Origin of the sequence: Vibrio inusitatus (genome assembly GCA_024346935.1) — a bacterium.
Lineage (GTDB): Bacteria > Pseudomonadota > Gammaproteobacteria > Enterobacterales > Vibrionaceae > Vibrio > Vibrio inusitatus.
Genome location: AP024878.1, coordinates 723,783 through 736,685, shown reverse-complemented (window position 1 = coordinate 736,685; position 12,903 = coordinate 723,783). Strand labels below are relative to the sequence as shown.

12 protein-coding genes are annotated in these 12,903 nt (G+C 44.7%); 1 reads left to right on the top strand and 11 read right to left on the bottom strand.

What is annotated here, in order from left to right; genetic code table 11:
• Positions 1-53: 53 nt before the first annotated feature.
• From lpxD to rpsB, 11 genes are all read right to left on the bottom strand, one after another.
• Positions 54-1,073: a UDP-3-O-(3-hydroxymyristoyl)glucosamine N-acyltransferase gene (lpxD, locus tag OCU48_RS03450; RefSeq protein ID WP_141343726.1), complete on the bottom strand. Its 1,020-nt coding sequence runs from the start codon at positions 1,071-1,073 to the stop codon at positions 54-56.
• 6 nt (positions 1,074-1,079) lie between these two features.
• Positions 1,080-1,589, bottom strand: a complete 510-nt coding sequence (locus OCU48_RS03445) for an OmpH family outer membrane protein (RefSeq protein WP_141343725.1) — start codon at positions 1,587-1,589, stop codon at positions 1,080-1,082.
• A gap of 17 nt (positions 1,590-1,606) precedes the next feature.
• Positions 1,607-4,045: an outer membrane protein assembly factor BamA gene (gene bamA / locus OCU48_RS03440; RefSeq protein ID WP_141343724.1), complete on the bottom strand. Its 2,439-nt coding sequence runs from the start codon at positions 4,043-4,045 to the stop codon at positions 1,607-1,609.
• Between the two features lie 46 nt (positions 4,046-4,091).
• Positions 4,092-5,447 carry a sigma E protease regulator RseP gene (gene rseP, locus OCU48_RS03435; protein ID WP_141343723.1) on the bottom strand — a complete coding sequence of 452 codons (1,356 nt, stop codon included), beginning with the start codon at positions 5,445-5,447 and terminating at the stop codon, positions 4,092-4,094.
• A gap of 11 nt (positions 5,448-5,458) precedes the next feature.
• The gene (ispC, locus tag OCU48_RS03430) at positions 5,459-6,655 is read right to left on the bottom strand and encodes a 1-deoxy-D-xylulose-5-phosphate reductoisomerase (RefSeq protein WP_141343722.1); all 1,197 of its coding nucleotides are present in this window, start codon (positions 6,653-6,655) and stop codon (positions 5,459-5,461) included.
• A gap of 24 nt (positions 6,656-6,679) precedes the next feature.
• Positions 6,680-7,525, bottom strand: a complete 846-nt coding sequence (locus OCU48_RS03425; protein WP_141343721.1) for a phosphatidate cytidylyltransferase — start codon at positions 7,523-7,525, stop codon at positions 6,680-6,682.
• Between the two features lie 10 nt (positions 7,526-7,535).
• Complete coding sequence (locus tag OCU48_RS03420; RefSeq protein ID WP_141343720.1) at positions 7,536-8,291, bottom strand: isoprenyl transferase; 756 nt, start codon at positions 8,289-8,291, stop codon at positions 7,536-7,538.
• A 99-nt stretch (positions 8,292-8,390) separates the two neighbouring features.
• A complete protein-coding gene (gene frr / locus OCU48_RS03415; protein WP_017032657.1) occupies positions 8,391-8,948 on the bottom strand; it encodes a ribosome recycling factor in 558 nt (185 codons plus the stop codon).
• Positions 8,949-9,005: 57 nt separating this feature from the next.
• Positions 9,006-9,737, bottom strand: coding sequence for a UMP kinase (gene pyrH, locus OCU48_RS03410; RefSeq protein WP_141343719.1), 732 nt, complete (start codon positions 9,735-9,737; stop codon positions 9,006-9,008).
• A 183-nt stretch (positions 9,738-9,920) separates the two neighbouring features.
• Positions 9,921-10,763: a translation elongation factor Ts gene (tsf, locus tag OCU48_RS03405; RefSeq protein ID WP_141343718.1), complete on the bottom strand. Its 843-nt coding sequence runs from the start codon at positions 10,761-10,763 to the stop codon at positions 9,921-9,923.
• Between the two features lie 131 nt (positions 10,764-10,894).
• Positions 10,895-11,626 (bottom strand): 30S ribosomal protein S2, encoded by a 732-nt coding sequence (rpsB, locus tag OCU48_RS03400; RefSeq protein WP_038133582.1) that lies wholly within the window; start codon positions 11,624-11,626, stop codon positions 10,895-10,897.
• A 350-nt stretch (positions 11,627-11,976) separates the two neighbouring features.
• Here rpsB and map point away from each other — a divergent pair, with 350 nt between their 5' ends.
• Entirely contained in the window at positions 11,977-12,855 is an 879-nt protein-coding gene (map, locus tag OCU48_RS03395; RefSeq protein WP_141343717.1) for a type I methionyl aminopeptidase, read from the top strand.
• The last annotated feature ends 48 nt before the right edge of the window (positions 12,856-12,903 follow it).

The following is a 12,903-nucleotide window of genomic DNA, read 5'->3' as shown; positions in this document are numbered from 1 at the left end:
TTTGAGAATTATAGACTAAAAAGACCTGCTTATTGCAGGCCTTGATGCTAACTTTATTCGCCAAGCCTTTTTTCAATCTCGCCAAGGCGATTCAGCATGTCTTCTAGCCTATTTAGGCGGGCAACAGATTTGCGCCACTCCCTATTAGGTTGTGCCGGCATGCCAGAGGAGTATACCCCTTTCTCAGTGATACTCTTAAGGATCATAGCTCGACCTGAGATCATTGTCCCGTCGGCTATTTCCAAGTGTCCTGAGATAGCGGCGCCGCCACCAATAATACAATATTTGCCGATATGGGTGCTACCACCAACAACAGTACCGCCAGCAATACAAGAGCCGTAATCAATACGCACGTTGTGGCCAATCTGAAGTTGGTTATCCAGAATCACATTACTTTCAATAATGGTGTCATCTAAGGCACCTCTATCTACGGTAGTGCTCGCTCCAATCTCAACTCGGTCGCCAATTTTTACAGAACCAACTTGCGGGATCTTAATCCACTCACCGCGTTCATTAGCGTAGCCAAAGCCATCAGCGCCGATAACAGAGCTTGAGTGGAATACACATCGCTCGCCCACCTCTACATGATGATAGAGAGTCGCGTTAGCCCAAAGCCACGTACCTGCACCGACCTTAGCGTTTTTGCCTACATAAGCACCTGCGCCAATGCAGACATTATCACCCAGTACTGCGCCCGACTCTACCGTGGCATTTGGACCGACAGAAACATTGCTTCCTAAAGTCACGTCATCAGCAATAGATGCCGACGCTGAGATCCCTATGGCAGGTACTTCGGGGTTATTTAATGCTTGAGCAACCTTGGCATAGGCTACATAAGGGTCGGCGACAACCAGAACATTGCCAGTGCAATGCTCTCGTTCACTTTCTTTTACCATGACCACTGACGCTTTACACTCTGGCAATTGCTTCTTGTAGCGAGGATTAGACAGGAAGGTAATTTGCCCCTCTTCTGCTTTATCCATCGCTGCTACCGAAGCTATTGTAGCATCTGGGTCACCATACAGTGTGCCACCCGTGATTGATTCAAGTTGTTTTAGCGTCAGTTTTGTCATAGTCGATTACTTAAGCTCGTCGATTACTTTTTGAGAAAGATCCAGTTCCGGTTTTGCGTATTGTAGAGCTTGTGCATCTACAACCATATCAACACCTTCACGCTCAGCAACTACACCGATTGCATCTTGAATAACTTTAAATAGTTTTTGCTTCTCTTGAGCTTCACGACGTTTACCATCACGCTCTAGAGATTGACCTTTAAGCTTGTATTCTGCTTCAAGACCTGCGATTTCGATTTGTAGCTTACGAACACCATCATCACCAAGCAGTTCGCCGTCACGACGAGCTTGGTCCATTTTACTTTTAATCTTATTTTCAATTTCTTTTAGCTCAGCAGACTTGTCCTTGAACTCATCTTGAAGAGTTTTAAGAACGGCTTCACGCTGAGGAAGCTCTTGGAAGATCTGAGCAGTATTCACGTATGCAACCTTCTGTGCAGCTTCGGCTGCATTCGCTACCAAAGATGTAGATAGAACTACAAGGCTAAGGCCAGCTGCTTTAATTAGTTTTTTCAAAATGTTTTCCTCAAAGATTAGAAGGTTCTACCAATTGTAAAGGTGAAGACCTCTTTATCGTCACCCTCATAAATTTCTACTGGAGTTGCCAATGAGAAGACTAAAGGCCCCATCGGTGACATCCATTGTAATGCTGCACCGACAGAAGCACGGAATGCAAACGGGTCTGAGTAGTCGTAGTAGTACTTAGAACCCGGTAGATTCTCATCAATAGCAACGTCAGTAAACTCTGTATCCCATACACTTGCGATATCAAAGAAGACACTGGTACGAATCTGATTGCGGAAGCTATCACCCGCAAACGGAGTCGGTACAATCAACTCTATACTACCTAGCATGGTTGCGTTACCACCCGCAGATTCGTCTGTTGCAGAGTAACATGGGTTGTTTCCACCACCATTACCTGAACAACCAGTTGGATCGTTATATACCGCTTTCGGTCCCGCTGAGTTAGATCCAAAACCACGTAGCGTAGTAAAGCCACCGGCGTAGAAGTTCTCGTAGAATGGGAACAGATTGTCGTTACCATCTGTCTGACCGTAGCCATTACCATAACCTAAGCGGCCACGTAGCAATAATGCAAAGGTCTGTTTCTGGTTCAACGGGAAGTACTGTCTCGCATCATACTGTAGCTTAAAGTACTGCGCGTCAGAACCCGGAACTGTCATTTTACCCGTTAAGCGTTGGTGGTTACCTGAAGTCGGGAAAATACCGCGGTTTAGATTATTACGCGTCCATGTCAGAGAAACATCAAAATCGTCAGTATCTAGCGTATTATTGAGCGGATCGTAGTTATCGCCTTGAGATTGAAGGAATTGTTCAATCTGAACATATGGGTCAAGGTTGGATAAACTGTTGTGCGTATAACCGATACCCACTTCAAAGAAGTTCAATTCATCAAATGGGAAACCCCAAGTCAATGAGCCGCCATAACTTTCGTTGGTATAGTCAACAATACCTGCTTCCGAAGCTTCAAATTTATTGTAGAAGACCTTACCGCCCAAACTCACACCATCAAGGTTCCAGTATGGGTCACGGTATTCTAAGCTAACGTTTTGCTGGTAATCATTCATCATTGCGTTGATGCCAACGCGATTACCTGTACCTAAGAAGTTATCTTGCTGAAGACCAACCTGGAAGCTGATACCTGATTCTGTACCATAGCCAACACCGAAGTTAACACTTCCTGAGTTTGCTTCTTTCACAGAGTACACCACGTCCACTTGGTCGGCAGTGCCTGGTACTCGAACGGTCTGAACATCAACGGTTTCAAAGAAGCCCAAGCGGTTCAAACGAGTCTTACCTGTCTCTAGGTTTCTCGAGTTCAGCCAGCTCCCTTCCATCTGACGCATCTCACGGCGCAGCACTTCGTCTTTGGTGATGTTATTACCAACAAAACGAATGTCACGAACATAGATGCGATTGCCCGCTTCTACGTTGACGACTAGAGATACGGTGTTGTTCTCATCATCAAATTCTGGGATGGTGCGTACGTTAGGGTAAGCATAACCTGCCTCCCCCAAAACTCGCTTAATGGACTCTTCCATCCCAGTAACAGCGCCGCCGCTATAGACATCGCCTTCCTCAAATGGGTTCATCGCTTCAAACTCATCGCGTTTACCGATCAGCTCACCACGCACCTCAACATTTTCAACCTTGTACTGCTCACCCTCATCCAAGAATAGAGTGATGTATACCCCTTTCTTATCCGGCGAAATAGCAACCTGGCTTGAGTCGACCTTAAATTTGAGATATCCCCGATCTAGGTAATACGATTTTAGTGCTTCCAGATCACCCGCTAGTACTTGCTTTTGGTATTTATCATCAGCCATAAAGTTCCACCATGGCACATTAACATTTAAGTTAAAGCGCGACAGCAGTTCACTATCTGTGTAGACGGTGTTACCGATGAAGTTGATCTGTTGTATCTTGGCTGAAACGCCCTCAGAAAAGACAAATTTCAAATCAGCACGATTACGTGGAAGAGGCGTTACAACAGCTTGTACAGACGCGTTGTATTTGCCCACGCTGTAGTAGAAGTCCTCAAGCCCTTTTTCTATGGTACTCAATGCAGTGCGGTCTAATGCCTCACCCACTTGAACACCAGATGAATTTAGGTTTTGTTGTAGTTGCTCTTCTTCGATGGCTTTGTTGCCAGAGAATGAAACGCTCGCAATAGTAGGACGCTCGGTAACGCGCACGACCAATACATCGCCATCGCGCAACACCTTCACATCCTCATAGTTACCTGAGCGGTATAAAGATTTAATGATGTCCGATACATCTTTTGAGGTGACGTCATCACCAACACGAACAGGCATCTCCAATAGTGCAGCACCTAATGCAACGCGCTGCAAACCTTCGATTCTTATATCTTCAACTACAAAATTTTCTGCACCGTGAACAGCACTACTTCCAAGTAGTAACGCGGTAAGCAGGATACGTTTTAGCGACATATCGACTTCTAACTTCCTATAAAAATACGCTGTTAGTCCCTTTGGACTACAGTCGCATAAAATCGTTTAAAATTGCGATAGACATCAGTGCAAACACAATTGCGCCACCGACGCGGTACCCCATTTCTTGAATTTTCTCTGGTACCGGGCGACGAATCACCGCTTCGACCGCAAAAAACAACAGATGTCCGCCATCCAATATAGGCAGTGGCATCAAGTTGATAATTCCTAGGTTAATACTTATTAATGCTAAAAAGCCAAGAAAATAAGCTAAACCATAATCTGCTGTCGCTCCAGCTCCCTTGGCTATGGATATTGGGCCACTAAGATTGTTCAATCCTACGTCACCCACGACTAATTTTTTCAACATACTAAGCGTTAGAGAGATCACCTGTTTAGTTTTCTCAATCGCTTTACCGACCGACTCTACAGGACCAAATCTCAAGTCAAATCGATACTCTTCAGGCCATTCACCAAATTTTGGTGATACGCCAGCAAACCCCATATCGCCCTCTCTGGTTTCTCGTACTCCAGGGGTAAGGGTAATTGGAACAGTCATACCATTGCGATTAACTTCTAACTGCAATGGTAGGCCGGGATTATCGCGGATAATAGAGGCAAAATCTTGCCACTCGCTCACAGAGTTACCATTCACTGATAAAACCGTATCTCCGACCTTAAGGCCTGCTTTGTCTGCAGCTCCGCCTTCTTGTACGTGAGCAAATGCCATGAAAATCTCAGGCGAATACGGTCTAAAGCCTAGCGTCGCCATAGCTGACTCTTTTTCTGGATCGAAATTCCATCCGTTAAGGTCAACTACTAAAGTTTGTTCTTGACCGACTTCTTCTGGCGAAGTCACCGTTACCGTCATTTGATCATCGCCAATACGCGAAATTAAACGCATGTTAACTGATTCCCAATCGGCGGTTTGGACGCCATCGATAGACTTAAGTTCCATACCTTGCTGAATCCCTGCCTGGGCAACGATAGAATTGGGAGTTACCTCACCAATTACCGGCTTAACCGCTGGGATACCAATCAGGAACACAAACCAATAGGCTAAGATAGCAAACAGAAAATTAGCAAAAGGTCCTGCTGCAACAATCGCGCTTCGCTGCCACAGCGTCTTTTTATCAAAGGCTTGGTTTCGCTCATGTTCGGCAACTTCTTCTACACGCCCGTCAAGCATCTTGACGTAGCCACCGAGGGGGATAACAGAAATAGAATACTCGGTTCCCGTCTTACCTATCTTTTTCCAGATAGATTTACCAAAACCGATAGAAAACTTATGAACCTTAACTCCACATCTACGGGCAACCCAAAAATGGCCATATTCATGAACTGCGACCAAAATGCCCAGCGCAACAATAAATGAAGCAAAATTCCATAATATGGAGGTCATTACGTCTATCCTTAACCTAGTTGCTCACGAGCGAGAATTCGCGCCATTCTATCTAGCTCTATCAAGCTTTCCAAGCTATCCAATTGGTTAGCTTGCTCAGTTGCACAAACCTTGCTCATTACGGCACCATTTACTCGTGCAATATCGGTAAATGCTATCTTGCGTTGCAAAAAAGCGTCCACTGCAATTTCATTTGCTGCATTTAGCGCCGTTGTCGCATGTTGCCCACTATAACAAGCTTCGATTGCCAGTTCCAAGCAAGGATATCTAGCAAAGTCAGGCTTGATAAAGGTCAACTCTCCCATCTCGGTGAAGTCGAGAGGCTTAACTCCTGCTTCTACGCGCCCTGGGTAAGAAAGCGTCAAGGCAATTGGCGTGCACATATCCGGCTCCCCCATTTGTGCAAGCGTAGAACCGTCAGCGTACTGCACCATTGAGTGAATCACAGATTGAGGATGAATAACCACTTGAAGATGCTCTTTGCTGGCATTAAACAACCAGCGAGCCTCAATGTATTCTAGGCCTTTATTCATCATGCTAGCAGAGTCTACGGAGATCTTTGGTCCCATAGACCAGTTAGGGTGAGCAATAGCTTGCTCTGGAGTCACTGCCACTAAGCTGTCTATATCGCTGTAGCGAAACGGTCCACCTGAGCCTGTTAGTAGGATCTTATGAACACCGGCGTCATCAAGGGCGCAGTGTCCTAGGTTAGTTTGAATGCTTTGAGGTAGACATTGAAAGATAGCATTGTGTTCACTATCGACAGGCATAAGCTCCGCACCATGCTCTTTCACTGCATCAACAAACAGTTGACCAGACATCACCAGTGCTTCTTTATTGGCTAAAAGAACTCGTTTACCTGCCTTGACTGCCGCCATAGTAGATAACAGACCAGCAGCACCAACAATTGCTGCCATAACCATATCAACTTCAGTTAGAGAGGCGATTTGGCAAAGCCCTTCTTCTCCAGCTAGAACTTCAGTTTTACAGCCAATAGCAGATAGCTCTTTGTGTAAGCGTAAAGCGGCAGTTTTATCCGCCATTGCGACATACTTAGGTTGCCATTGTTGGCATAAAGTAAACATTTGAGCATGGTTACTACCCGCACCAAGAGCAAATACGCGATATCGATGAGGATTTTGCGCTATAACCTTGAGGGTGCTACTACCGATTGAACCGGTAGCACCTAGAATAGTGATATTTTTCATGCTAATTGACCAATCAAGTGCCGTTTACTGCAACATGAAGTAAAGAACGGTAAACACCGGAAACGCGGCAGTTAAGCTATCGATACGATCCAATACCCCACCATGGCCCGGAATAATATTGCTGCTGTCTTTAATGCCAGCGACACGCTTAAACATACTCTCAACAAGATCACCTAGTACTGAAATAACCACAGTGACAAGGGTCAATAGCATCATTAACCAAGGAGTAGAAAACTCGAGACCAAACCAAATGGTCAAACCCCAGCCAATCAACATAGCGACAATGATGCCACCAATTAGTCCCTCAATCGTCTTATTCGGGCTTACGTTTGGTGCCATTTTATGCTTACCAAATTTACGACCGGCGAAGTATGCACCACTGTCTGCGGCCCATACTAAAGCACACACATACATCACCAACTTAGCACCGTAATAAAAATCGGTATCGATATCGATGGCGCGCAATGCTGCGATACTCCAAAAGAAAGGGACTAAGGTCAGAACGCCAAAAATGAAACGGAGTAAATGGGAGTCTTTCCACGAAGCCGTGTACTTAGGATGAGTAATCGCCAGAACACTAGCAATAAGCCACCAAATTGCACCGCCAACGACAACAACAAGCAACGCACCTGTTAGTTCAGATAATTTGAGGACGCTCTCTGGTATAAACAAAAATGGGATAAGAAAAGAGGCAAAAAGCAGTACCATTTTTTGAGCTCGAGTGCCCATTTCTACAAACTGGGTCCACTCCCACAATCCCAGTAGGGTAATAAAACCGAGCATGAGCATAAAGCCCGACAGCGGCAGCATGAACACCCCAAGGATGACTAGAGGGGCGAGAATCAGTGCCGTAATAATGCGTTGCTTCAAGGCGACTTCCTTATTTATTTTCCATGAGTGCTTTGATCTGCTCTCCAGTACAGCCAAATCGACGCTCGCGATTGACATACCAAGAGATAGCTTCGGCTAAACCGTCTTCGTCAAAGTCTGGCCAGTGCTTTTCGCAGAAGTAAAACTCTGCATAAGCTACTTGCCATAGTAAAAAGTTACTTAGGCGTGATTCACCACTAGTACGAATCAATAGATCAACTTCAGGCAAATCCGCTAGGCACACTTCTTGTGAGATGAGCTGCTCTGTAATATCCGCAGGCTGAATCTCACCACGCAACGCCTTCTCAGCAATGCGTTTAGTGGCCTGAGTGATATCCCATTTGCCACCATAGTTGGCAGCAACGTTGATCACTAAACCTGTATTATCTTGTGTCAGTTCTTCTGCTTCCGCTATTTTTTTCTGTAAACGAGAGTTAAAGCCACTTTTGTCACCAATAATTCTCAGTTTAAGATCGTTTTTATGTAAACGCTTCACTTCAGTGGTGAGCAAAGTGATAAATAGCTCCATTAGAAGACTGACTTCTTCCTCTGGACGACGCCAATTCTCACTACTAAATGCAAATAAGGTCACTGACTTCACACCAAGTTTCGCTGCGGCAGTTATCGTCTTACGTACTGCACCCACTCCTTTCTTGTGGCCATAAACTCTTGGCTTACCACGTGATTTTGCCCAGCGTCCGTTGCCATCCATGATGATAGCAATGTGCTGAGGAAGAGCGCTTGATGTTACAGAAGTGTCAGACATAAAAAGATTAAGTACATTTAACAGGAGGGAGATAATAGCAGAAAAAAACGCTGCACTGTAGGGTGCAGCGTTTGAGTAGTCAATCGATAGCCAGTTTAATTAAACTTCCATCAATTCTTTTTCTTTTGATGCTAGAACATCATCAACGTTCTTAACTGCAACATCAGTTAGCTTTTGAATCTCGTCTTGTGCTTTACGATCTTCATCTTCAGAGATTTCTTTATCTTTAAGAAGAGATTTAAAATCGCTGTTTGCATCACGACGGATGTTACGGATAGCAACACGAGCGCCTTCTGCTTCACCACGAACGATCTTAACGAGATCTTTACGACGTTCTTCTGTAAGCGGTGGAAGTGGTACTCGGATAACCGTACCCGCAGACATTGGGTTTAGGCCAAGGTCAGATTGCATGATAGCTTTCTCAACCTTAGGTGCCAGCTCCCTGTCAAATACAGTGATTGCTAGAGTACGCGCATCTTCAGCAACAACGTTTGCTACTTGATTAAGAGGCGTTGGAGCACCGTAATACTCAACTGAAAGACCAGATAGAAGGCTTGGGTGAGCACGACCTGTACGCACCTTTGAAAGAGTGTTCTTTAGCGCTTCAACGCTTTTTTCCATGCGCTGTTGCGCGTCTTGTTTGATTTCGTTAATCACGATTTCACCTTTGAAATTGTCGAGGCCTAATGACCTACCTAAGTTGTGCTTGGGCGATTATTCAGCGTTGCTGATAAGAGTACCTTCAGCTTCACCCATCACCACGCGACGAAGTGCGCCTGGCTTGTTCATATTAAATACGCGAATTGGCATGTTGTGGTCGCGTGCCAATGTGAACGCAGCTAGATCCATAACCTTAAGCTCTTTATCTAGTACTTCATTGTACGATAACTTACTGTAAAGTTCAGCGTCTGGGTTCTTTGCTGGGTCAGCATTGTATACGCCGTCAACTTTTGTTGCTTTAAGTACTAGATCCGCTTCGATCTCGATACCACGAAGACAAGCAGCAGAATCCGTTGTGAAGAATGGGTTACCTGTTCCTGCAGAGAAAATTACTACACGACCTTGGCGAAGTTCACGGATAGCATCTGCCCAGTTGTAATCGTCACACACACCTTTAAGTTGGATTGCTGACATTACGCGCGCATTAACGTATGCACGGTGCAGTGCATCACGCATTGCTAGGCCATTCATCACTGTTGCTAGCATACCCATATGGTCACCCACTACGCGGTTCATACCTGCTTCTGCAAGACCAGCACCACGGAACAAGTTACCACCACCGATAACGACACCTACTTCTACACCAAGCTCAACTAACTCTTTCACTTCCTGAGCCATACGCTCTAGGATAGTTGGGTCGATACCAAAGCCTTCTTCGCCTTGAAGAGCCTCACCACTCAGTTTTAACAGGATACGCTGATATGCTGGTTTAGGATTTGTAGTCATGAAGTATACCTTCTAAGAGAGTTATCGATTAACAGTTGAGGATGGAGACTCGGATAATAGCTTTAAGCTGAAAGCTAAAAGTTCATTACAAGTCACTATTCTCAACGGCTAGACTTAAACGTTTATTCGTAAAAAGACCGTAGCAATTGCCACGGTCTTTTTGGTATTCGCTAAGGCTAATGATTAACCTTTTTGAACTGCAGCTACTTCATCAGCAAAACTCATTTCTGCTGCTTTTTCGATGCCTTCACCAACTTCTAGACGAACAAAGCCAGTTACTGAAGAGTTACGCTCTTTAAGAACTTCACCAACAGATTTCTTTGGTTCCATTACGAACGCTTGACCCGTTAGAGAGATTTCGCCAGTGAATTTCTTCATACGGCCGATAACCATCTTCTCTGCGATCTCAGCAGGTTTGCCTTCGTTCATAGCGATTTCAACTTGAACCGCTTTTTCTTTCTCAACTACTTCAGCAGGTACGTCTGAAGGGTTAAGGAAGTCTGGACGAGAAGCAGCAACGTGCATAGCAACGTGCTTAAGTGTTTCTGCATCGCCTTCACCAGCAACAACAACACCGATTTTCTCACCGTGACGGTAAGAAGCGATTTCAGCACCTTCAACGTACTGTACGCGACGGATGTTAATGTTTTCACCGATTTTAGCAACTAGTGCAATACGAATTTCTTCGAATTGTGCTTGTAGCTCTTCAACAGAAGCTTTTGATGCTAGAGCAGCGTCAGCTACTTCGTTAGCGAATGCAGTGAAGTTTGCATCTTTAGCAACGAAGTCAGTTTGGCAGTTAACTTCAAGAAGAACAGCAACGCCGTTTGCATCTTTAACAATGATCGCGCCTTCAGCAGCTACATTGCCTGCTTTTTTAGCAGCTTTAGCAGCGCCAGATTTACGCATGTTTTCAATTGCTTGTTCGATGTCACCGTCAGTAGCAGTAAGAGCTTTCTTACAGTCCATCATACCTGCGCCAGTGCGGTCGCGCAGTTCTTTTACTAGAGCAGCAGTTACAGCCATTCTCTAATCCTCAAGTTGATTCAAAAGGTAAAATTCAGGGGCCTAAATTGGGGCCCCTGATGCATACTAGCACTTAGTTTATCTGCTGTTCGGTTTCCCGGCAAACAACTAAGTGTGACTTGGAACCGCTATTACTCAGCTTCTTCTACGAAACCGTCTTTGTCAGCAGCAGTAGCAACGTCTTTGTTACGACCTTCAGTCACAGATAGTGCTGCAGCGTTTAGGTAAAGCTGTACCGCGCGGATTGCATCGTCGTTACCAGGGATGATGTAATCAACACCGTCTGGATCAGAGTTAGTATCTACAACAGCGTATACAGGGATACCTAGGTTGTTCGCTTCTTTAACTGCGATGTGCTCGTGATCAGCGTCGATTACGAATAGAGCGTCTGGTAGGCCGCCCATGTCTTTGATACCACCAAGAGATTTCTCTAGCTTCTCCATTTCGCGAGTACGCATTAGAGCTTCTTTCTTAGTTAGTTTCTCAAAAGTACCGTCTTGAGCTTGAGCTTCAAGTTCTTTTAGACGCTTGATAGACTGACGAACAGTTTTGTAGTTTGTTAGCATACCGCCTAACCAGCGGTTGTTAACGTAGAATTGGTTGCTTGCGATAGCAGCTTCTTTAACAGCTTCAGATGCAGCGCGTTTAGTACCAACGAAAAGAACTTTACCTTTTTTCTCGCCAACTTTAGCAAGCTCAGTTAGAGCTTCGTTGAACATAGGTACAGTTTTTTCTAAGTTGATGATATGAACTTTGTTACGAGCACCAAAGATGAATGGCTTCATTTTTGGGTTCCAGTAACGAGTCTGGTGACCGAAGTGAACACCAGCTTTAAGCATATCGCGCATTGATACAGTTGCCATTTTAAAATCCTCTAAATTGGGGTTAGGCCTCCACATTCCCCATGGTTTCGACTCCCTCTTGTTTGCATTAGCAAACTGGAGCACCCCGAAACATGTGACGAAATGTGTGTGATTTAAGTAAAATTAAGTTAGTGACATAGAAAACCACTTCGCCCTATTCAAAATAGGAAGATAATGGAATCTATCTCGGCGCGGTTTATACCATATTTTCAGCCTCGATTACCAGAAATATCACGTTTATTTCACTTAAGAGACGAAAGACGTCCCTACTTGAGTTTTATTTTCATTTGCGAGCGTGCCCAGTGTTGTTAGAATAAAGAAAATTGAAGCAAGAGTTAACTGAGTACAGCATGTCGATAAAAATCAAAACTGAAGCAGAAATCGAAAAAATGCGCGTTGCCGGCAAATTAGCAGCCGACGTTTTAGAGATGATAGCCCCATACGTAAAAGAAGGGGTGTCTACGGAAGAACTGAACAAAATCTGTCACGAATTTACCCTAGAAAACGGTGCGTATTCTGCTCCGCTTGATTATCACGGGTTTCCTAAGTCTATCTGTACTTCAATCAACCATATCGTCTGCCATGGTATCCCAGCTGCAGAAGATGCAGTTGGCAGCAATGGCCAAAAGAAACCAGCGGTACTAAAGAGCGGTGACATCGTGAATATCGATATTACTGTTATTATTCCAGACGATGAAAACGCAGATCTTAGCACCCGCCCTCAAGGCTATCATGGTGATACCTCTAAGATGTTCTTGATTGGCGATGTAAGCCCAAGCGACAAGCGTCTTTGCATGGTAGCTCAAGAAGCGCTTTATCTAGGTATGAAGCAAGTTAAACCTGGCGCGACCGTAGGCCAAATTGGTACCGTTATCGAAAAACACATCAAAGAGAACAACAAAAAGAACCCTCGCAACAAGTTCTCTATTGTGAAAGATTTCTGCGGTCATGGTATTGGCAATGAATTCCACGAAGAACCACAAGTAGTGCACTACAAAAACTTTGATCGTCGCGTACTAAAAGAAGGTATGTGCTTTACCATCGAACCAATGATTAATGCAGGCAAATTTGGCTGTAGTATCGATGCGAACGATGATTGGACTGTATACACTGGTGATGGCAAAAACTCAGCGCAGTGGGAGCATACGATCGTCGTGACCAAAGACGGTTGTGAAGTTCTGACTCTGCGTAGTGAAGAATCAATACCTCGCGTTATGATAAACAAGTAACAAACAAGAGCCAGCATTATGCTGGCTTTTTTCTTGTGGAAGTAATCA